The sequence below is a fragment of the Halogranum amylolyticum genome (assembly GCF_900110465.1).
Taxonomy (GTDB): Archaea; Halobacteriota; Halobacteria; order Halobacteriales; family Haloferacaceae; genus Halogranum; species Halogranum amylolyticum.
This window is the reverse complement of sequence record NZ_FODV01000005.1, coordinates 305411-324673: the sequence shown is the minus strand read 5'-3', so window position 1 is coordinate 324673 and position 19263 is coordinate 305411. Positions and strand designations below refer to the sequence as shown.

The 19263-nt window shown below is 67.0% G+C and carries 20 protein-coding genes; 8 read left to right on the top strand and 12 right to left on the bottom strand.

The genetic code is table 11. The features are described from left to right. Window positions 1-18 precede the first annotated feature (18 nt). From BSG17_RS12615 to glpA, 3 genes are read right to left on the bottom strand one after another with little or no spacing between them, the layout of a single operon-like run. The gene (locus tag BSG17_RS12615) at window positions 19-1296 is read right to left on the bottom strand and encodes an anaerobic glycerol-3-phosphate dehydrogenase subunit C (protein ID WP_089824584.1); all 1278 of its coding nucleotides are present in this window, start codon (window positions 1294-1296) and stop codon (window positions 19-21) included. Continuing rightward, the gene (glpB, locus tag BSG17_RS12610) at window positions 1293-2558 is read right to left on the bottom strand and encodes a glycerol-3-phosphate dehydrogenase subunit GlpB (protein ID WP_089824581.1); all 1266 of its coding nucleotides are present in this window, start codon (window positions 2556-2558) and stop codon (window positions 1293-1295) included. Before glpB ends, BSG17_RS12615 begins: the two co-directional genes overlap by 4 nt. Further along, window positions 2545-4311 (bottom strand): anaerobic glycerol-3-phosphate dehydrogenase subunit GlpA, encoded by a 1767-nt coding sequence (gene glpA, locus BSG17_RS12605; RefSeq protein WP_089824579.1) that lies wholly within the window; start codon window positions 4309-4311, stop codon window positions 2545-2547. Before glpA ends, glpB begins: the two co-directional genes overlap by 14 nt. A gap of 302 nt (window positions 4312-4613) precedes the next feature. Between glpA and glpK the strand changes: the two genes are divergently transcribed. The 5 genes from glpK to BSG17_RS27025 all read left to right on the top strand — a co-directional run bounded on the left by glpK (window position 4614) and on the right by BSG17_RS27025 (window position 9096). Next, window positions 4614-6152: a glycerol kinase GlpK gene (gene glpK, locus BSG17_RS12600; protein WP_089824577.1), complete on the top strand. Its 1539-nt coding sequence runs from the start codon at window positions 4614-4616 to the stop codon at window positions 6150-6152. 2 nt (window positions 6153-6154) lie between these two features. Beyond that, window positions 6155-7246 carry a DUF7973 family transport facilitator gene (locus BSG17_RS12595; RefSeq protein ID WP_089824576.1) on the top strand — a complete coding sequence of 364 codons (1092 nt, stop codon included), beginning with the start codon at window positions 6155-6157 and terminating at the stop codon, window positions 7244-7246. Between the two features lie 116 nt (window positions 7247-7362). Continuing rightward, window positions 7363-8532, top strand: a complete 1170-nt coding sequence (locus BSG17_RS12590; RefSeq protein ID WP_089824574.1) for a Cdc6/Cdc18 family protein — start codon at window positions 7363-7365, stop codon at window positions 8530-8532. A gap of 57 nt (window positions 8533-8589) precedes the next feature. Next, window positions 8590-8862 (top strand): phosphocarrier protein HPr, encoded by a 273-nt coding sequence (ptsH1, locus tag BSG17_RS12585; protein WP_089824572.1) that lies wholly within the window; start codon window positions 8590-8592, stop codon window positions 8860-8862. Between the two features lie 63 nt (window positions 8863-8925). Further along, the gene (locus BSG17_RS27025) at window positions 8926-9096 is read left to right on the top strand and encodes a hypothetical protein (protein WP_170864795.1); all 171 of its coding nucleotides are present in this window, start codon (window positions 8926-8928) and stop codon (window positions 9094-9096) included. A 59-nt stretch (window positions 9097-9155) separates the two neighbouring features. On the opposite strand, the gene dhaM is transcribed toward BSG17_RS27025, so the two are convergent. The 3 genes from dhaM to dhaK are packed head-to-tail and all read right to left on the bottom strand — an operon-like array spanning window position 9156 to window position 11296. Next, a complete protein-coding gene (gene dhaM, locus BSG17_RS12580) occupies window positions 9156-9545 on the bottom strand; it encodes a dihydroxyacetone kinase phosphoryl donor subunit DhaM (protein ID WP_089824570.1) in 390 nt (129 codons plus the stop codon). Beyond that, a complete protein-coding gene (gene dhaL, locus BSG17_RS12575) occupies window positions 9545-10243 on the bottom strand; it encodes a dihydroxyacetone kinase subunit DhaL (RefSeq protein ID WP_089824568.1) in 699 nt (232 codons plus the stop codon). Before dhaL ends, dhaM begins: the two co-directional genes overlap by 1 nt. Window positions 10244-10300: 57 nt before the next feature. Continuing rightward, window positions 10301-11296, bottom strand: a complete 996-nt coding sequence (dhaK, locus tag BSG17_RS12570; protein WP_089824566.1) for a dihydroxyacetone kinase subunit DhaK — start codon at window positions 11294-11296, stop codon at window positions 10301-10303. A gap of 145 nt (window positions 11297-11441) precedes the next feature. On the opposite strand from dhaK, the gene BSG17_RS12565 reads away from it, so the two are divergent. Beyond that, window positions 11442-12113 carry a phosphoglycolate phosphatase gene (locus BSG17_RS12565; RefSeq protein WP_089824723.1) on the top strand — a complete coding sequence of 224 codons (672 nt, stop codon included), beginning with the start codon at window positions 11442-11444 and terminating at the stop codon, window positions 12111-12113. A 13-nt stretch (window positions 12114-12126) separates the two neighbouring features. On the opposite strand, the gene BSG17_RS12560 is transcribed toward BSG17_RS12565, so the two are convergent. From BSG17_RS12560 to BSG17_RS12545, 4 genes are all read right to left on the bottom strand, one after another. After that, window positions 12127-12669, bottom strand: coding sequence for a hypothetical protein (locus BSG17_RS12560; protein WP_089824564.1), 543 nt, complete (start codon window positions 12667-12669; stop codon window positions 12127-12129). 40 nt (window positions 12670-12709) lie between these two features. Further along, window positions 12710-13015: a divalent-cation tolerance protein CutA gene (gene cutA / locus BSG17_RS12555; protein WP_089824563.1), complete on the bottom strand. Its 306-nt coding sequence runs from the start codon at window positions 13013-13015 to the stop codon at window positions 12710-12712. Window positions 13016-13209: 194 nt separating this feature from the next. Further along, a complete protein-coding gene (locus BSG17_RS12550; protein WP_089824561.1) occupies window positions 13210-13416 on the bottom strand; it encodes an HEWD family protein in 207 nt (68 codons plus the stop codon). 50 nt (window positions 13417-13466) lie between these two features. Further along, on the bottom strand, window positions 13467-13973 hold the full coding sequence (locus BSG17_RS12545) for a GNAT family N-acetyltransferase (RefSeq protein WP_089824559.1): 507 nt from the start codon (window positions 13971-13973) through the stop codon (window positions 13467-13469). 150 nt (window positions 13974-14123) lie between these two features. Here BSG17_RS12545 and BSG17_RS12540 point away from each other — a divergent pair, with 150 nt between their 5' ends. Together BSG17_RS12540 and BSG17_RS26000 are read left to right on the top strand one after the other, a co-directional pair. Next, entirely contained in the window at window positions 14124-14684 is a 561-nt protein-coding gene (locus BSG17_RS12540) for a class I SAM-dependent methyltransferase (RefSeq protein WP_089824557.1), read from the top strand. 152 nt (window positions 14685-14836) lie between these two features. Further along, window positions 14837-14992: a rubrerythrin-like domain-containing protein gene (locus tag BSG17_RS26000; RefSeq protein ID WP_139246601.1), complete on the top strand. Its 156-nt coding sequence runs from the start codon at window positions 14837-14839 to the stop codon at window positions 14990-14992. 35 nt (window positions 14993-15027) lie between these two features. Here BSG17_RS26000 and BSG17_RS12535 read toward each other — a convergent pair whose 3' ends face one another. Further along, window positions 15028-15996 carry a DUF368 domain-containing protein gene (locus BSG17_RS12535; RefSeq protein ID WP_089824555.1) on the bottom strand — a complete coding sequence of 323 codons (969 nt, stop codon included), beginning with the start codon at window positions 15994-15996 and terminating at the stop codon, window positions 15028-15030. Then, window positions 15996-19208, bottom strand: coding sequence for an oligosaccharyl transferase, archaeosortase A system-associated (locus BSG17_RS12530; RefSeq protein WP_089824553.1), 3213 nt, complete (start codon window positions 19206-19208; stop codon window positions 15996-15998). The genes BSG17_RS12535 and BSG17_RS12530 overlap by 1 nt, the downstream gene beginning before the upstream one ends. Window positions 19209-19263 lie beyond the last annotated feature (55 nt).

Below are 19263 nucleotides of genomic sequence, written 5' to 3'. Positions count from 1 at the left end.
AAAACGTAGCGCAGTCTCTCAGACGATCGCTTCTTCGAGCAGCTGTAACGGGTGTTTGATCTCGTAGCCCGTCCCGTGGTTCATCTGCATCGAGCAGGTCGGACACTCGGTCATGCCGACGTCGCCCTCGGCGTGGTGCATGTGGTCGAACATCTCCTCGCCGATGGCCATCGACGTCTCGTACTTCTCCTCTTTCCAGCCGTAGGTTCCTGAAATCCCGGAGCAGGAGTCGCCGACGTCCTCGATGGTGACGCCGTCGAGCTCCCGAAAGAGTTCGACCGCCTGTCGGTCGAGCCCCTGGTTCCGAGCGTGACACGGCGCGTGGTAGGCAAACGACTGATCGGACACCGTCGCGTCGGCGACGGCTCCACGGAGATCCTCGTGGATGCGGAGATACTCGACGGCCTCGTAGGTGTGATTCGAGACGTCCTCGATGCCGTCGATGTCGAACAGTTCGGGGTACTCCTGTCGAAGCGACATCGAACACGACGTACAGGAGGCGACGATGTCGTACCCCTCGGGGATGAGCCCCTTGAAGTTCTCGGCGTTGATGCCCGCCGCGCGCTTCGCGTCGTCGAGCATCCCGTTTGCGAACATCGGCGTCCCCGAACAGCGTTGTTTGGGGACGACGACCTCGTAGCCGAACGACTCGAAGACGCGGACCATCGCCTTCCCCACCTCGGGAGTGTTGTAGTTGGAGTAACAGCCGTGGAAGTAGGCGACGCGTTTCTCCTCAGAGCGCACCTGCGGGCCGCCGCGTTCCTCCCACCACTCGCGGAACGTCTGCTCGGCGAACTCCGGGAACTCGCGTTCGCCGGTGATGCCGAGTAGCTTCTCGTTGACCGTCTGGACGAGCGAGTTGCCCATCACCGCGTTCGTGAGTCGGGGCACCTTGCTGCCGAGCATCGCGAGCGTGTTGTAGTTCGCGAGGATCCGATTTCGAAGATACTCCCGCGACAGTTTGTCCATCTGTTCGTCGACGTACTCGCCGCGGGCCGTGTTGTGCATCTGCGACAGCGGCACCGACGACGGGCAGGCGTCGTCACACCGCATGCAGTTCGAACACGACATGATGGAGTCGTCGACCGCCTCGTCCTCCTTGCGCTTCAGTCGCCACTGCTCCGGCCCCTGGAACTTCGGCCCCGGGAAGCCGTCGTCGACCTCCGCGACCGGACACGCCGTATCGCAGGTCGTACACTTGTAGCAGTTGTCTGCACCCGGCCGGAGGTCCATCTCCTCCGTCTCCGGGAACACCTGTACCGGCTCGAACTCGCTTGGGTTCTCTGCGTCACTCATTGACTGGCCTCCGTTCCGGCGTTCCGCCCGGCCACGAGCCCCGTGGCGAGCGAGATGCCGCTACCGCTCTTCTCCGCCGCGAAGTCCGCGCCGCCGACGACGCCGCCCGCGGCCCGGAGGTTCTCGAACTCGACGTCGTCGTCCGACCCCGTCGGCCGGAGTTCCTCGTCCGGTACGACACCGAACCTCGCGAACGCGTGGTCGCCGAACGCGTCGGCGTCGGACCACTCGTAACGGTCTCCGGGGTGAGGGACGTGACAGTCGAAGATCGGCTCCTCGACGCGCTCTCGCGAGGAGTCGATCCCTTTCCCCACGAGACCGCCCGTCGCGAGGACGAACTGCCCGGCGTGGTACGGCACCCGCTGGCCCTTCCGGTCGACGAAGACGGCCTCGATTCGGTCGCCCGTCTCGTCGGTCTCGAAGTCCACGACCGGGTTGCCCGACGAGATGCGGACGCCCGCCTCGTCGAGCGCCGCGAAGAACCGGTCTTCCAGTCGGAGTCCCGCGAGACTCGGCGGCCCCATCGGCACCTCGAACACGTCGACGCCGAGTGTGGCCGAGAGGTCGGCGCGGACTTCCTCGCCGTGTTCGTCACCGAGCAGCGCGGGGAACCCGACGCGTTCGGCTCCGTCGAGGTGGGGTTCGACCGCGTCGGCGAGTCGCCGTCGCGCCCGGTTCTCGTCGGCGTCGAGCGCCTTCGCGAACCGCGTCACCTTCGCGTCCGCCCGGAGTTCGACCGGGAACTCGAGGGTGACGCCGCGAACCGAGAAGGGAACGCCAGCCGCGGCCATGTGGTCGGCCGCCAGCGGCGCGTCGAGGTCCGTCAGCGACTCGAAGCCGACCAACAGCGCGTCCCGACCGTCGCTGGCGAGCCCGTTCGCGGCCGACTTCGGGTAGCGTGCCGTCGGTTTCACCGTCCCGCCGTGGGTCGGGAGGAGCGCGTTTGCGTCGGTGTGGCCGCCAAGATAGCTGTCGCCGGCGACCTCGTCGAACAGGCCGAACGCCTCGCGGATCGCCTCTTCGCCGACGACGCTGTAAGGGTGAGCCTCGGGGAGTGAAGCTAGCGCGTCGTAGGGGTTCGAGATGGGGCCCTCTCCGTCCGGCGTGTAGCCGAGGATGTCGATCAGCCCACTGGCGAAGCGCATCGTGGACTTCTTGTAGGTGACGAGGCGGACCGACGCCCCCGTCTCGGCCGCGGCGAGAGCGGTCGTCGCGCCGGCGAGTCCGCCGCCGACGACGAGCACGTCCTCACTGATCGGCACGGCTTCCCCCCTCGTCGCGGTCGGTCGGGACCGACCCGCCGTCGGCCGCCGCCCGGTCGCCGACGGTTTCGGCGCCCGTGTCGTCGACGCCCGAGTCGAACGCACCGAAGTCGACGTCGCCCTCCAGTTCGGCGGGGTCGCCGTCTTGGTTCATCGTCGTCGCGTGCAGCGCGTACTTCAGCATCGCCTGCGACAACTGCGTCCCCCACAGCGCGTGGCGTTCGCCTTTCCAGCGTTCCTGGTAGAGTTCGTGGTACGCTTCGCGGGCGACGGCCTCGTCGTACTCGGGGGCGAGTTCGTTCGCCATCCGCTGACAGCAGAACGCCCCCTGACAGTTGCCCATGGAGGCGCGGGTGCGGATGCGGACCGCGTTGAGGTCCGACCCCGACCCCTCGATGCCGTCTTGAATCTCTGCGCGCGTGACGGCCTCGCACTCGCAGACGACGGGGTTCGGACCGTCGGTCTTCAGCACCTCGTCCGTCCGCGACCCGAGTCGCTGGGCGCTCCGACGACCGATGGGCGACCGCAGACCGAACTCCTCCATGTAGTCGCGGAGGACGGTGAAGTCCTCGCTGCCCGGCAGCGGGACGTCGGCGGTGCGACATTCGGCGTCGACGCCGAGTTTCTCGCAGACGTGGTCGGAGATCTGTTCGCCCATCATCCGGTAAGTGGTGAGCTTCCCGCCGACGATGCTGGTCATCCCCGGCAGGTCGTCGCGCTCGGCGTGGTCGAGCAGGAAGAACTCGCGGGTGATGTCAGTGGGGTCTTCCGTCCCGGTGCCCGGTGGTTCGTAGAGCGGGCGGACACCCCAAAAGGAGCGGATCGTCCGTGCGTCCGCGAGCATCGGGACGAGTTCGGAGAGCGTGTCGATCATCAGATCGACCTCCCACCCCTCCTCGGGGTAGTCCTCGGGGTCTTCGACCTCCTCGTCGGTCGTCCCGAGAATACAGGTCGTCTCGTGGGGGACGATGATGTCGGCGTCGCCCTTCGGCCGACAGCGGTTGACGACGGTGTCGACCTGTCGGGTGTTCATGATGGTCATCACGCCCTTCGAGGGGCGGACCTCGACGTCGACGCCCGCCATGTCGCCGAGTTGCCCGGCCCACGCGCCCGTCGCGTTGACGACGTAGTCGGCGTACAGCTTCTCGGTCGACCCCGGCGTCCTGTGCGTGCGTTTGCCCGGTCCGGAGTCGTGTTTCACTTCGACGCCGACGACCTCGCCGTCCTCGACGAGTACGTCGATCACCTCGGCGTGCGTCTCGATGCGTGCGCCGTGTTGTTCGGCGCTGGCGGCGTTGGCGACGCAGAGCCGGAACGGGTCGACCGCGCCGTCCGGCACACGGATCGCCCGCTTGACGTCTTTCGCGAGGTAGGGTTCCATCTCGCGGGCCTCCTCGGCCGAGAGCACCTCCGCGGGGATGCCGCACTCGCGACAGCCCTCCAGTTTCTGCTGGAAGTAGTCGTCGGAGTCCTCCGGCCGCTGGACGAACAGCCCCCCGGTCATCTCGACGCAGTGGCTGGCGATCTCCCGCAGCACTCGGTTCTCTTCGATACACTCCTTCGCGCTGGCTTGGTCGGAGACGGCGTAACGTCCACCGCTGTGAAGGAGTCCGTGCATGCGCCCGGTCGTTCCGTGCGTCAGGTTCCCCTTCTCGACGAGCGTGACGTCGACCCCGCGCATCGCGAGGTCACGGGCGATACCGCAGCCCGTGGAACCGCCGCCGACGACGAGCACTGACGGTGTCTCTGTCATCGGTCGTGTGGAACTCGGTCCGCGGACACTTTACTTTACCCCCTTCCGGGGTTCACAAGTAAACAATCCGCTTCGACGGGTATGCAAAATAGTAAATACTCTTATATTTCTTGCTATCCGTCCGGTTTGCCCCCGAATCCGGCGGTGTTCTCTCCGTCGACCGTGTTAATCTCACCCGCTGTATTTTTATACTGGGGTAAGTTTTATAATGATACTCCATTTTGTTTACGTGTGGTTCGCAATCACGGATAAAGAATGTCGACCGTCCGTGGCTGCACCATCTCTGGGAGTGGTTAGACTCTATGGCAGAACAATACGTCGGCGCGATTGATCAGGGTACAACCGGTACGCGATTCATGGTGTTCGACCACAGCGGTCAGGTGGTCGCGAACGCGTACGAGAAGCACGAACAGATCTATCCGGAACCGGGGTGGGTCGAACACGACGCGCTCGAGATCTGGCGCAAGACGAAGTTGGTCATCGAGGAGGCGCTCTCGAACGCCGACCTCGGCCCCGACCAACTGGCCGCAATCGGTATCACCAACCAACGCGAGACGACGGTGCTGTGGGACGCCGAGACGGGCAAACCGATCCACAACGCCATCGTCTGGCAGGACCGCCGGACGACCGACCGTGTCGAGACGCTTCGCGACGAGGACAAAGTCGAGATGATCCGCGGGAAGACCGGTCTCGAGGCCGACGCGTACTTCTCGGCGACGAAGGCCGAGTGGCTCCTCGACAACTCCGATCCGATCAAACTCCAGCGCTCGCGGCCCGAAGACATCCGTGACCGCGCCGCCGAAGGTGAGATCCTCTTCGGTACGATGGACACGTGGCTCATCTACAAACTGACGGGCAACCACATCACGGACGTCACCAACGCCTCGCGGACGATGCTGTACAACATCCACGAGAACGACTGGGACGACGAACTCCTCGACGAGTTCGACGTTCACCGCGAGATGCTCCCCGAGGTACGTCCCTCGAGCGACGACGACACCTACGGATCGACGAGCGCGAGCGGGTTCCTCAACGCGGAGGTCCCCGTCGCGGGCGCACTCGGCGACCAGCAGGCCGCGCTGTTCGGTCAGACCTGCTTCGACGAGGGCGACGCGAAGAACACCTACGGGACGGGGTCGTTCTTCCTGATGAACACGGGTGAGGAGGCCGTCGACTCCGAGCACGGACTGCTCACGACGATCGGCTTCCAGCGCTCGGGCGAACCCGTCCAGTACGCGCTGGAGGGGTCGATCTTCGTCACGGGCGCGGCCATCCAGTGGCTCGAGGACGTCGACCTCATCGACAACCCCGGCCAGACCGAGGAGCTCGCCCGGAGCGTCGACTCGACGGACGACGTCTACCTCGTGCCGGCGTTCACCGGACTCGGTGCGCCGCACTGGGACCAGCGCGCGCGCGGCACCATCGTCGGGATGACCCGCGGCACGCGGAAAGAACACATCGTCCGGGCGACCCTCGAGTCCATCGCGTTCCAGACGCGGGACGTCGCCGAGGCGATGGAGGCCGACTCCGGCATCGAGATGCAGAGTCTCCGCGTCGACGGTGGTGCGGTCAAGAACAACTTCCTCTGTCAGCTGCAGTCGAACATCATCGACTCGGATATCGTCCGACCGCAGGTCGACGAGACGACCGCACTCGGGTCGGCCTACGCCGCCGGCCTCGCCGTCGGCTACTGGGAGACGCTGGACGAACTCCGCGACAACTGGCAGGTCGACCGCGAGTTCACCCCCGACGACGACGCGACCGGCGTCGACGAACGGTACGGCCGCTGGACCGAGGCAGTCGAGCGGTCGAAAGACTGGGCGCGTGACAGTGGTGAGTAACGATGGCGCTTCCAGCAACCGAAGTCATCGTCATCAACGTCATCGCAGCGTTCGCAGGTGGAGCGTTCGGTGCGGCGCTCGGCGCGCTCCCGGCGTTCATCTTCACCGGGTTCATGGTGATCGCCGGTGAGTCGGCGAACTTAGTCAGTCGAGCGATCGGAGACGCCGGCGCAGCCGACGTCGCGATCCTCGGCTCGATCACCGGCTCCATCGGCTTCGGTGCCGTCTTCGGCCCACACATCAGCTTCGCCGGCGGTGCGGCGGCGGCCGCCTACGCCGCGAAGAAGGGCTACATGGACACCGGCTTCGACTACCACGAAGCGAAGAACATCACGCACGCACTGGGGACCAGACCGGACGTCCTCGCCGTCGGTGGTGCGTTCGGTATCCTCGGTTACTTCATCACGCTCACCTCGGGAACGCTGCTGGCTGCACCGTGGGACCCCATCGCGATGGGTGTCGTCCTCTCGGCGTTCGCCCACCGTCTGGCCTTCGGCTACGACATCATCGGTGACGCCAGAAAGGGACTCATGAACATGAAACCCTTCGAAGCAGAGGAGCGACGCGTCATGGGTGAGGCTGCCACCAACGGTGGTGAGACCGCCACCGACGGCGGTGAGACTGCCCGGTTCCTCGTCGAACCGTGGCTGCCTCACCAGTACAAGTGGCCCAACGTGACGATGATCGGCTTCGTCGTCGGCATCCTCGGTGGGTTCATCGCGCTTACCACCGGCAGCCCGTTCCTCGCGTTCGGTATCAGCGCGGCGACGCTGCTGTTCCTGAACCTCGGCGTCGCGAACATCCCGGTCACCCATCACATGTCGCTGCCGGCGAGTACGGCCGCACTGGCCGTCGTCGGCGGGAGCGCTCCCGAGTCGCTCGCGGCCGCAGGTGTCGCACCCCTGCTCGTCGGCGGTGTGTTCGGTATCGTCGGTGCACTCGCGGGTGAGGTCGTCCAGCGCATCTTCTACGCGCACGCGGACACCCACCTCGACCCGCCGGCGTTCGCCATCGTCATCGCGACGTTCATCATCGCGCTCCTGACGTTCGCGGGCGTGTTCTCGACGGCGGTGTGGATCCCGATGCCGTTCTGAGTCGCCTCCCCTTTCGGGGACGTTCGGACCGCGTCGGGTGTGGAGAGAGCCGACAGACGACTGACGACAGTCACCGTTATAGACCGACTGTCGAGAGAGTGACCCAACGACGACCGATGAACCTACGTGAGCGCATTGCGCGTCGACAACGGACGGAGCACGAGCCGCGGCTGGTCCACGACTACGACGCCGTGAACCCCGTCGTCCACCCGGACGAACCGACCGGCCGCGGGCCGGTGCTCGAGCAGTTGCTCGACCACATCGAACCCGTCTTCGAGGGCGTGCTCCCGCCGAACTTCTACGTCTGGGGACCGAAGGGGACCGGGAAGTCCGCCGTCGTCACCGCCCTGTTCTCTCACCTCGACGAACTGTCCGGCCGTCCGAAGTCGGTCATCCTCACCACGACGCGGGCGGAACCGCCGCGCCCGACGGAGTTCGTCTACCTCGACGCGCGCGACGCGTCGAGCGACTTTGCGCTCTCGCACGCCGTCCTCGACGCACTTGTCGAGGAGTCGGTTCCGAAACACGGCGTCGGCACCGCAGAGATCCGGACGCGACTCCAGCGCGAACTGGGGAACGCCGACCGTCGGGTGCTGGTCGCGGTCGACCACCTCGACGAACCCGAGACACACTCGTTCGGGGCGATCGCGGAGCTGTTCTCGCCCGTCGACGACGCGCTCTCGATCGTCGGCGTCGGCCGGAGACGCCCCGCCGAGATCGACACCGACGTCGCCGCCGTCCGGTTCCCGCCGTACCGTCACCACGCGCTCGTCGACATCCTGACCAGTCGGGTCTCGAACGGGCTCGCTCGGCACGCGCTGACCCACGAGCAGGTCCGCGAGGTCGCCGAGTGGGCCGACGGCGACGCCCACGACGCCCTCGCCGCACTGTTCGGTGCTGCCGACCAGGCGATGGTCGCCGGTCACAACAGCGTTCTGACCGCGGATCTCGACGCCGGGATGGACGCGGTCCCCCGGCCGTGTGTCTCGCTCGGTCGCGTCCTCGCGCTGCCGACGAACCGCCAGCGAGTGCTCCGCCGACTGCTCGAGCTGAACGTCGACGAACGCAGTTCGGTGCAGGCCGCGAGTGAACAGATCTCGCGGACGGTCGATCTCTCGGCGGCGACGGTCAAGCGCATCCTCTACGAACTCGCCGAGAGCGGCATCACCCGACGGGTCACCGTCGAGGAGGCCGAAGGGAAAGGTCGTCCGCCGAGTCGGCTCGAACCCCGGTTCCCGACGGCCGTGTTCGAGCGCCTGTTCTCACTGAACGGCGGCCGCGAGTGAGGCGTGCTCTCTCGCCGCGACCGGACGAGTGAAGTCGGCGTCTCTCCTTCCTCTCGCATGGAACGGATCGTCACCGTCGTCCCGGAGGCGGGCCTCCACGCCCGTCCGGCCGCGAAGTTCGTCGAGACCGCAGGCGAGTTCGACGCCGACGTCACCATCGCTCCCGCGGACGGGAGCCGGGACCCCGTCAACGCCGGCAGCATGCTCGCCGTCACGGCGCTCGGCGTCCCCTCGGGGACCGAAGTACGGTTGATCGCCGAGGGCGACGACGCCGAGGCCGCGCTCGGCGCGCTCGAAGAAGTGCTCTCGACGCCCGAAGACGGCGAGTAGTCACCCACGGAATACTTTTCGTCTCGCCGTCTGAACCCCGTCGCATGCGACTCGCCCTCCACCTTGCGGTCGTCGCGCTCGTCGTCCTCGCCGGCTGCGGCGGCTCGAACGGTCCCGGCCCAGCTCAGCCAACCGCCGCGGACGATGCGCGTCGACGGCGTCGGCGAGACGACCGTCCCGCGGCCCGAGTGGGTCGACGAGGCACTGGCGGAGACGGCGGACCGCCCTCGCTGACCGCTCGTCGACCCTGACCACCGACTCCTCTCGACGCTCACCTCGCTCGACTCCCACACTCAGTTCAGCTTTCGGTAGTCCCGTGCGTCCTCGGCCGCCTCGACGACGGAGTCCAGCGTCGCCTTCGACCCGGCGGCGGTGACGGCGGCGTTCAGCGTCCCCTCCAGGATCGGCGCGTCGGCGATGCGGACGTCGTCAGTGTCGAGCATCTCGATGGCCAGTTCGGCGTTCATCACGGCGCTGCCGAGATCGACGAGCACGACCGCTCCGTCGTCGTCTCTGGCCCGTTCGATCGCCTCGTTGATCCGCTGGGTGCTCGTGCCGATCCCGCCGTCGTCGTCGCCACCGGCGGGGACGATCTCGGCCTCCGCGCTGCCCATCTCGGCGGCCACCTCGCAGATCCCCTCGGCCGCCTTCGCGCTGTGGGAGACGACCACGAGTCCGACCATCAGTCGTCCCCTCGCTCGACCGACTCGGGGGCCGTGGCGTCGACGTCGGTGTCGCCCTCCAGATACTCGCCCGCGACGTCCAAGAGCTCCTCCATGATGAACAGCGTGCTCGTCGCGCCGGGGTCCTGATGGCCGACGGAACGCCAGTCGAGGTAGGAGGCGCGGCCCTTCCGCGCCTTCAGCGGGACGGTGAAGCGGACGCCGCGTTCGGCGGCGTCGACGGCCTTCGCCAGCGCGGTCAGCGGCGGGAGGTCGTCCTGCTCGATCGACTTCTTGTAGGTGTGGACGGCGGGCGTGAGCGCGTCGACCATCGTCTTCGCGCCGACCTCGGCGTTGCCGCGGTCCTGAACCTTCTCCAAGTACGCCTCGGCGAAGGCGACGCTGGACTCGGCGGTGATACCTCCCTCGAGCTCCTGGCTCGCGAACATGATCGAGCCGCCGTAGAGCGGTCCCGAGGCTCCGCCGACCTCCGCGATGAGCGTCGTCCCGACGGTCTTGACAATCTCGTCGATCTCGCCGTCCATCTCCCCGGCCTTCTCGGCGACCTTCCCGAACCCGCGGCTCATGTTCGATCCGTGGTCGGCGTCGCCGATGGCCGAGTCGAGGTCGGTGAGGTACTTCTTCTCGTCGGACAGACGCCCGGCGACGGCGTCGACGGCGGCCAGCACTGCCTCTCGCTGTGTGTCCTCGTCTACCATAGAGTACAGGTGACGCGACAACTGAAAGCGTTTGTGCCGCGGTCGACGCTCGACGCGTCAGCGCTTCAGTGCTGGCGTGTTCGCCGAGGCGTCGAGCAATTCCTTCAGCTCGTCGTCGACGGCACAGACGGTGACCGAACAGCCCATCATGTCCAGCGAGGTCATGTAGTCGCCGACCCACGCGTCGTGGACCTGCAGGTCGTGGTCGTCCATCAGCTCCTGCAGGCGTCTGTTGACGACGAACAGCTCCATCATCGGCGTCCCGCCCATCCCGTTGACGATGGTGACGACCTCCTGGCCGGCGTCGAGATCGAGATCGTCGAGCACTTTCCCGGTTAGGTGGTCGGTGATCTCGTCGGCGCTCATCATGTCGGCCCGCTCGGTGCCGGGTTCGCCGTGGATGCCGATACCGAGTTCGAGTTCGTCCTCGCCGAGGTCGAACGTCGGTTCGCCCTTCTCCGGAGTGACACAGGAGGTGAGCGCCATCCCCATCGTACCGACGTTGTCGACGACCTTCTCGGCGACGCGCGCGACCTCCGACAGCTCCGCACCTTCGGCCGCCTTGGCGCCAGCCACCTTGTGGACGAGGATGGTCCCGCAGACGCCGCGACGACCCGACGTGTACAGCGAGTCCTCGACGGCGACGTCGTCGTTGACGACGACCTGTTCGACTTCTACGTCCTCCATCGCGGCCATCTCGCCGGCCGTCTCGAAGTTCATCACGTCGCCCTCGTAGTTCTTGACGACACAGAGGACGCCCTCGCCGGCGTCGCAGGCCTGCACCATCTCGTTCAACTGGTCTGCCGTCGGCGAGGTGAACACCTCCCCCGCCGCCGCACCGTCGAGCATCCCGTCGCCAATGTAGCCGGCGTGTGTCGGTTCGTGGCCGCTACCGCCGCCGGAGACGACGCCCACTTTCCCGTCGACCGGTGCGTCCGCCCGGACGAGTACCTCGTTCCCGTCGAGTCGACGTAGACGCTCCGGATACGCCGCGACCATCCCGTCGAGCATCTCGTCGACCACGTCCGCCGGGTCGTTGATGAGTTTCTTCATGGTTCACTGTGACACTCGGTGTGATACCGCAAAAACGTTTGTAGCGAAACGTATCAGATCACCGGTAGACGCCGACCCCCACCTCGCGGATCGACCACGCGACCGTGGCCGGCCGATTTACGTGCTCCGCCGCGAACGGTCGACCATGACACCGCCGCTCGCGCTGGACATCGACGGGACGCTCACCACGCCGCAGGGAACGATCGACCCCCGCGCGTTCGACGTGTTACCGGCGTGGGACGCCCCCGTCGTCCTCGCCACCGGGAAGTCGTTTCCGTACCCGGTGACGCTCTGTCACTTCCTGGGAGTCCCGGAGACCGTCGTCGCCGAGAACGGCGGCGTCGTCCTCGCCGACCAGCAGGTCTCGTTCACCGGCGACCGCGAGCGGGCGGCCGCCGTCGCCGAGGAATTCGAGGCCCGCGGCGGCGACCTCGGGTGGGGAGCGGCCGACACGATCAACCGCTGGCGGGAGACCGAGATCGCCATCCACGTCGACAGCGACGAGGAACTGCTCCGCGAAGTCGCCCTCGAGTACGACATGGAGGTCGTCGACACCGGCTACGCCTACCACGTCAAGTCGCCCGGCGTCGAGAAAGGCGCGGGACTGCAGGAGGTCGCGGACATCCTCGGTCTCGACGCCGCCGACTTCGTCGCCGTCGGCGACAGCGAGAACGACGTCTCTACCTTCCACGTCGTCGACGAGTCCTACGCCGTCGCCAACGCCGACGACAGGGCACGGGCCGCCGCCGACGTCGTCCTCGAGGAGGGGTATATGGACGGAACGCTGTCGGTGCTGCACGAGATCGCCGACAGATAACTCCCGCTGCCGCTCAGCGCCGCTCGGTCGTCGCCATCGCCGTCGCCGTCGACGGCGGCGCTCGCCCGCCACCGGGGACGGTCCACACGCCCAGCGTCTCCCCGCTGTCGGCGTCGACGACGACGGTCGTCGGCGGATCGGCCCGCTTCGTCACTTTCCAGACGTACGCCGGCCGATCGGCCGCGGCGACGTCGATCCGCTCGTTGGCCGGGGTTCTCGACGGGTCGTCGACGACGATACCGGGGACGACGTCGCCGTCGGGGGCGACTGCGCTGACGGTGCCGTTCGGGTCGGCGCGATACCACGTCCCGTCGGCGTCGACGTAGAACAGACCGAACTCGTACGTCTCGGGGTCTTCGCCGCGCTCGGCGAGCCTATTCTGGACGTCCGAACGAGACAGCAGACGCACGTCGTCCGCTCCGCCCGCACTCGTCGTCGGCGACTCGACGGCGTGCGCCACGCTTGCCTCGCCCGTTTCCGGCTCTCCACCGCTCGGGACGCCGGTCAGACAGCCGGACAGAAACAACAGCGTGACGAACACTGCGGTCGGACGCATAGCGGTCCTACGCGCTACACCGGCAAGTAGCTTCGACCGGCTACTCGCCGACCGCCTCGTCGCGCCACGTCGCGAACGGTTCGTGGACGTCGCGCTCTTCGAACCGCTCGACGCAGGGGACGTCGTAGGGGTGGAGTTCGACGACGCGCCGCTTCAGGTCGTCGTACCGCTCGTCGGTCGTCTTCGCGAGCAACAGCGTCTCCTCGTCGTCGTGGATCTCTCCCTCCCAGCGATAGACCGACTCGCAGGCGACCCGGTTGACGCACGCGGCGAGTCGTTCCTCGACCAGCGTCCGTGCGATGCGCTCTGCCTCGTCCGGCGGTGCGGTGACGTACGCGGTGACCATGTCCGTCGCTCGCGCCGAGCGCGGTTGGCCGTTTCGGCGGTCTGGAGCGTTCGTCCCTGAATATATGGATAGCTATTTGGATATCTGTCTAGAGATAGCACGCACGACGTACCGGTCTGTGTTCGTCGCTCGGCTGGACGGTCAGCGAGAAGAGGAGGGTCGTCGGCGCACCCGACCGGAGCGGGACCCCGCGTTCAGGCGTCGGCCTCTCCGTTCTCGCCGGTCAGTTCGAACGGGAGGAACGCGCCGTCGATGTCCCACTCGTGGATACAGTGGGTGCTACCGGTGGCACGCTCGCCGTCGACTTCGGCGACGCGCCAACTGTCGTCCGTCCAAACCTCCTGTCGACCGCACCGTTCGCAGGTTCGCTCGGTCGGTTTGCGGATTCGTACGTCGGTCATACTCGTGTGGGTGCACCCGAGGGATTTAACGGTGACTCCACCGGCCGATTTCAGTCGACCGGGAACCGCTCGAGCGGAGCGCGGAGGATCAGCTCCTCGTGGTCGTTCCCTTCGAACTCCTCGGTCCGGCGACCGACCACCTCGAAGCCGTGTGACTCGTAGAACGCCCGCCCGACTGCGTTGTTCGCGAAGACGAGCACCGAGAGGTACTCGTGGTCGGGATCCGTCTCGAGTTCGGCGACCGCGCGGTTCAGCAACGCCGTCCCGACGCCGGTCCCCCAGTACGCCTCCCGGGCGTAGATGCGGGTGAGCGTCGGCCGAGTACCGTCGCCGGCCACGACGGCGTGCGCGAAGGCGACGAGTTCGTCGTCGTCGACGGCGACGACGAACGCCCCCTCGTTGATCTGTTCGCGGAGGTCGGCCGGGTCGTACCAGGCGTCGACCGTCTCGTCGACGGCGACTGTCGAGAGGAACTCGCCGTAGGCGGCGTGCCACGACTCGCGGGCGACGGCGGCGACGGCCTCGGCGTCGGCCGGGCGGGCGGGACGGAGATGCATAGCCGACCGTCGCCCGCGACGGACAAAACGATGGTGTCGTCGCGTCGGAGCGTGTCGGTCCAGCATCGAAGTGTGTCGGAACGTGCCGGAACCTCCGGTCGAACGTACCGAGAGGTGGACGCTTTTGTCTCGTGGGACCCAAGCGACCCTATGGGGTTTCACACGTTCGACGTCGACCGCGCCGCCGACCTCGAAGACCCGAGTCGCTACCGTTTCTGTTCCCGCGAGGAACTGCTCTCCCTCTTGGCTCTCGACTCCTCGACGGTCGTCGCCGACCTGGGGAGCGGGACGGGGTTCTATACCGACGACGTGGCTCCCTACGTCGACACCTGCTACGCGGTCGACGTCCAGTCGGAGATGCACGACCTGTACCGCGAGAAGGGGCTTCCGGAGAACGTCGAGACGGTGACGGCGAACGTCGACGACCTTCCGCTCGACGACGGAGCGCTCGACGCCGCCTTCTCGACGATGACCTACCACGAGTACGCCAGCGACGAGTCACTCGCCGAACTCCACCGCGTGCTCCGCCCCGGCGGCCGACTCGTGACGGTCGACTGGAGCGCCGACGGCGAGGGCGAAGACGGCCCGCCCCGCGCGGAGCGGTTCTCGCTCGGCGACGCCGTCTCGACGCTCGGCGACGCCGGGTTCACGGTCACGCACGCCGAGACGCGTCGCGAGACGTTCGTCTGCGTCGCTCGGCGGAGCGAGTGACAGAACGGTCGACTCGACGGCCGACCGACTCTAAGATTTAGACGCACGTTCAAAACTGTAGGCAGTCACGCCACTATCGGGTCTTATGTGCTAGTATCTCTGTAAGGTGTTCCAGCCGAACGCTTATCAGACCCGACTCGTCAAATTTCACCATGGTACTACACAACACGGCGCTCGACCCGTACACTCCGGAGCGGCGGTACTACGAGTGTCGGTCGTGCGGTCACCGAACCACGAGTCCGACTCACGTGGCGACCTGTCCGGAGTGCGACGGGGAAGTCCACAACATCGGCGTCGCCCGCGAGTGACGTCGAGAGAGAAGAAGTCGTCCGTCGCGTCGTCGTCAGTAGTTGATGTCGGCGGCAGTGTAGCGGTCGACGGCGAGGACGAACACGGCGCCGACGACGGCCGTGACGAGGAAGGCGCCGACGAGTTCGGTCGTCCACACGCCGTAGTCGACCGTCTCGCCGGTCCCGAGCTGTCGCGTCGCCTCGCCGACCGGCGCGCGGAGCGCGCCGAGGATGAGGCTGACGAGGAACGCGAGCGTCGCCTCGCGATAGTGTTCGAGCGCCCAGTTGACGGCGTGGGCGATGGTGAACAGGCCGACGAGCGCGCCGCCGACGAACGCGACGACGACGGTGCCGTCGGCGACGAGCGACGACGCCGACGCCTGACCGAGCGCGACGTCGAGCAGGCCGTCGGTGAACTCCTTGAGCGTCGTCACCATGAACTCGTACTTCCCGAGGATGAGGAGCAGTAGCGACCCCGAGATGCCCGGGAGGATCATCGCGCTCACGGCGACCGCGCCAGCGAGAACGACGAAGACGAGGCTGTCGTCCAACGCCGCCGAGGCCGACCCCGAGACGACGAAGGCGGCGACGAACCCGGCGACGGCCGCGGCGACGCGTCCCGGCGTGTCGAGTTCGACCTCGGTGTAGAGGACGATCGCCGACGCGAGGATGAGGCCGAAGAAGAACCCGAAGGTGAGGACGGGGATCTCTTCGATGGCCCACTCGAGGAGACGCGTCACCGCGACGACGGCCGACGCGATACCCGCTCCGAGGACGAGCAGGAACACGCCGTCCATCTCCATGAACGCGTCGTAGGCCTCGCGCTGGTGGCCCGGCCGGAGGCCGCCGAGGATGGTCAGGATGCGGTCGACGTCGATGCCGGTGACCGCACCGATGAGTCGCTCGTAGATACCCGTGATGAGGGCGATGGTGCCACCGGAGACACCGGGGACGGCGTCGGCAGAGCCCATACAGAGCCCCTTGAGGTAGACGGACAGCCACGAGCGGAGGTCGGTTGTCATCACTGGTGGATGGTGGCCGCAGGTTCGGCGATGGCTGTGGTGTCGGCACCGACGGCCGCCGGTGCTGACAGCGATTCGGTCGACTCGTTCGTCGTGTCGTCGGTCACGGTAGTGTTCTCTTCGCCGGTGGTGGTGGTGGCGTTGTCGGTTGCGGTTTCGTTGTCGGTTGCAGTTTCGTTGTCGGCCGTTGTCTCGCCGGCGCTCTGGTTACCGAACTCCTGAGAGTCGAGTTCGACCTGCGTCGGCGAGTCGTCCTCGCCGATCACCTGTCCCTCCGAGACGTCGGCCGACCCGCGGTAGGCGACGACGGAGCCGTCGTCTTCGGCGGTCAGCCCGGTGCTGAAGGTGTAGGAGCCGTTCGCGCGGACGCTGACGTTGGTGTGGCCGTTCTCGGGGCCGTACTCGTCGTACCCCGTCGTGGAGTACGGCAGCGTCATCTCGAACTCGCCGTTCTCGTCGGTCTGCGCTCGCTGGGTGTAGACGAACGTGGAGTCCTGTGACGGGACCTGCATCTCGACGCTGGCGGTCACCGTCGCGTTGGCGGGTGCGCCGCTTCCCTCGACGGTGGCTCCGTCGACGCGCTCGAACGTCTTCACCCACGCGGGGCTGGACCCCTGCTGGGTGCGAGCGCTGGAGTCGCTGGCCTTCACCAGGCGGTAGTGTTCGAGCGCCGGCACGCGCTCGGAGGGGATGTTACCGACCCCACCGATCTGTGCGGTCCCCTCCTCTGCGACGAAGTCACGGGCGGCGCTCATGTTGTCGAACTGCTTGAGGGCGCTCTCGTTGCCCGAGGGGAACGTCCGGATGTTGAACGACTCGCCGGTGTTCGGGTTCGTCACCGTCTGCATCTCGTAGTCGAGGACGACCGGCTGGGGGGTCACGGAACTCCCGTGGTACTGGTACAGCCGGACCATCATGCTCTCGTAGTAGCGCTGTTGGTTGACGGTCGCGGCCGGCCGGAACCCCTGCTGTCGGTCGCCTTGGTACAGCGAGTAGTAGAAGTCCTGCTGGCTCACGTTGTCGGCGTCGTAGAAGACGATGGGTGCGCCGAACTTCTGTCCCGGCGTCGCCATCTGGTAGTCGACCATCACGTAGCGGGTCTGGTTCCCCTCGTCGACGTGCTGGTCGTCCAGCCCGCCGAGGACGCTCTGTGCGTCGCTCTCGCTCGGTGCGAGCAGGAAGTTGGCGGCGGTCGTCGCCCCCTGCTGGAACGGGTTGGCGGTCGGGACGCGTTCACCTTGGACCGTGATCCAGTGACCGTAGTCCCACCAAGACATGACGCCGTAGGCACCTTCCGGGTAGTCGTGGTTGCCTTGGCCCTCCTCGTAGCTCCCGTAGTAGTCCATCTCCGCTTCGTTTCCTGCGCCGCCGTAGTTGCCCTCGGCGGGCGTCTCGTTTTGCATCCACGCGAGGCTGTCGTCCCACTGCGTGATGGAACCGGGGTTGTGGCGCTCGGAACGTTCCCACGCGGCACCGCTCGCGGCACCGAGACCGGCCAGCGGCGCGAAGATGAGGAGGGCGATGACGGCGAGGATCATCACTTGCCAGCCGCCGATGGCCGACCGGTCGGTCGTCACGGACCGCAGGTCGAGCAGGCCGACGGCCTCCGCGACGAGGTAGCCGGTCAGGACAGCGACGACGATGGCGAGATAGTAGTTGAAGCGGATCTGCGTGAACGCCGCGGCGGTGATGAACGCCGCCCAGACGACGACGAACAGCTGTTCGGCGTCGTAGCGCGTCAACAGCGTCGCTCCGACGATGAGCCCGACGACGACGACCAGCCCAAGCAGTTGCGACGTCACCGGGATGTTGGCGAACGTGCCGTCGAGCGGTTCGGCGAGGGCGCGGAGGATGCCCGGCGCGAGGAAGACGAGCGAGACGACGGCGAGACTGACGCCGACGTAGGCGTACTCGCGCGTCTCTCCCTTCCGGAGCAGCGGTCGGACGAGGATAGAGCCGGCGGCGACGACGGCGACGAACAGCGTCAGTCCGTACTCGCCGATGATCTGCTGGGCCGGCGACGAGTTCCCGAGCAGTTGCGGGTCGAGGAACGGGCGGGCCTCCGCGATGGTCCGCGTCTGCGCGCCGGCGTTGAATCCGACGGTCCGCAGGAGGTTCGTCCGGATCGTACCGAACGCGTCGGGCGCGACGACGGCGAGGGCGCCGAGGCCGACGAGGATGAGACCGAAGACCGCGACGGGGAAGGTCCGGAGGTCGACGTCACGCCGTTCCCACTGGCGGGCGAGGAACGCGACGAAGACGCTGCCGGCGGCGACGGCGAAGGCGAGCCCCGGCTGGATGAGCGAGAAGCGCGTCGCCGTGAAGCCGATCGTGTCGACCTGCAGGAGCATCAGCAGTCCGGTGACGGTCATCGAGACCGCGCCCGCGAAGGCGACGGGCTCGGGACTGCCGCCGTTGACGGTGTCGCTCACCTGCTTGAGGACGACGAACCCGCCGACGACGCCGACGAGAAGCACACCCGGCGGCCACACCCACATGTAGAGAGCCGTGGCGACGCCGGCGAGGACGCCCCAGAGCAGCGGCGTTCGAAGCCCGTCGAGATCGCGGTCGGCGACGAGTTCCCAGACGGGCTTCTCGCGCTCTGCGACGCCGAAGGCGACGAGGAGGGCGAAGACGGCGAACGCCTGGAACAGCGGTTCGACCCCGTTGTGGTCGGCGACGCCGACGAGCGTCCGCTGGAGGAACGTTCCGGGGAGGAGCATCAGGACGACCGCTCCGACGACACCGGCGAACCGCCCGCCGAGTCGCTTGCCGACGAGGTAGACCGGAATCGCGGTCAGCGCGCCGAAGACGGCCGGTGCGACGAGCAGGGTCTGTGCGACTAGTTGCTCACTGGGGCTGCCGAGTCCGAGAATCAGCGCGACCGTCGCGACGATCTGGTCGTACAGCGTCCCGAACTGGCCGGTGCTCGTCCCGAACGGGAAGTAGGTCCACGGGTCGAACGGGATGGTGCTCGGCCAGTTCCGGACGGTGTACTGCACTTCGCGGAGGTGATACCAGGCGTCGTTCCCCGAGAAGAGCACCTCGCCGTCGACGATGAACTTCCCATAGGGGATCAGACGCACGTACAACATGACCGCCACCACGGCGAGGAGGGCGGGGACGTGATACTTCTCTCGAAGAACGTCGACGAACGACCCGTCCGTGCTCAGGACGGAGCGTTCGTCGGCACTCTCGCTACGCTCACTCATTGGGCGGACAGACTCGAAAAAACTCCATAAGCCTTGTGAAACCGTGCTGGGGCCG

Excerpts from the sequence above, each read along its gene's own strand:
- BSG17_RS12615 (WP_089824584.1), bottom strand. The coding sequence starts at position 1,296 with ATGAGTGACGCAGAGAACCCAAGCGAGTTCGAGCCGGTACAGGTGTTC.
- glpA (WP_089824579.1), bottom strand. The coding sequence starts at position 4,311 with ATGACAGAGACACCGTCAGTGCTCGTCGTCGGCGGCGGTTCCACGGGC.
- glpK (WP_089824577.1), top strand. The coding sequence starts at position 4,614 with ATGGCAGAACAATACGTCGGCGCGATTGATCAGGGTACAACCGGTACG.
- BSG17_RS12595 (WP_089824576.1), top strand. The coding sequence starts at position 6,155 with ATGGCGCTTCCAGCAACCGAAGTCATCGTCATCAACGTCATCGCAGCG.
- BSG17_RS12590 (WP_089824574.1), top strand. The coding sequence starts at position 7,363 with ATGAACCTACGTGAGCGCATTGCGCGTCGACAACGGACGGAGCACGAG.
- ptsH1 (WP_089824572.1), top strand. The coding sequence starts at position 8,590 with ATGGAACGGATCGTCACCGTCGTCCCGGAGGCGGGCCTCCACGCCCGT.
- dhaM (WP_089824570.1), bottom strand. The coding sequence starts at position 9,545 with ATGGTCGGACTCGTGGTCGTCTCCCACAGCGCGAAGGCGGCCGAGGGG.
- dhaL (WP_089824568.1), bottom strand. The coding sequence starts at position 10,243 with ATGGTAGACGAGGACACACAGCGAGAGGCAGTGCTGGCCGCCGTCGAC.
- dhaK (WP_089824566.1), bottom strand. The coding sequence starts at position 11,296 with ATGAAGAAACTCATCAACGACCCGGCGGACGTGGTCGACGAGATGCTC.
- BSG17_RS12565 (WP_089824723.1), top strand. The coding sequence starts at position 11,442 with ATGACACCGCCGCTCGCGCTGGACATCGACGGGACGCTCACCACGCCG.
- BSG17_RS12560 (WP_089824564.1), bottom strand. The coding sequence starts at position 12,669 with ATGCGTCCGACCGCAGTGTTCGTCACGCTGTTGTTTCTGTCCGGCTGT.
- cutA (WP_089824563.1), bottom strand. The coding sequence starts at position 13,015 with ATGGTCACCGCGTACGTCACCGCACCGCCGGACGAGGCAGAGCGCATC.
- BSG17_RS12550 (WP_089824561.1), bottom strand. The coding sequence starts at position 13,416 with ATGACCGACGTACGAATCCGCAAACCGACCGAGCGAACCTGCGAACGG.
- BSG17_RS12545 (WP_089824559.1), bottom strand. The coding sequence starts at position 13,973 with ATGCATCTCCGTCCCGCCCGCCCGGCCGACGCCGAGGCCGTCGCCGCC.
- BSG17_RS12540 (WP_089824557.1), top strand. The coding sequence starts at position 14,124 with ATGGGGTTTCACACGTTCGACGTCGACCGCGCCGCCGACCTCGAAGAC.
- BSG17_RS26000 (WP_139246601.1), top strand. The coding sequence starts at position 14,837 with ATGGTACTACACAACACGGCGCTCGACCCGTACACTCCGGAGCGGCGG.
- BSG17_RS12535 (WP_089824555.1), bottom strand. The coding sequence starts at position 15,996 with ATGACAACCGACCTCCGCTCGTGGCTGTCCGTCTACCTCAAGGGGCTC.
- BSG17_RS12530 (WP_089824553.1), bottom strand. The coding sequence starts at position 19,208 with ATGAGTGAGCGTAGCGAGAGTGCCGACGAACGCTCCGTCCTGAGCACG.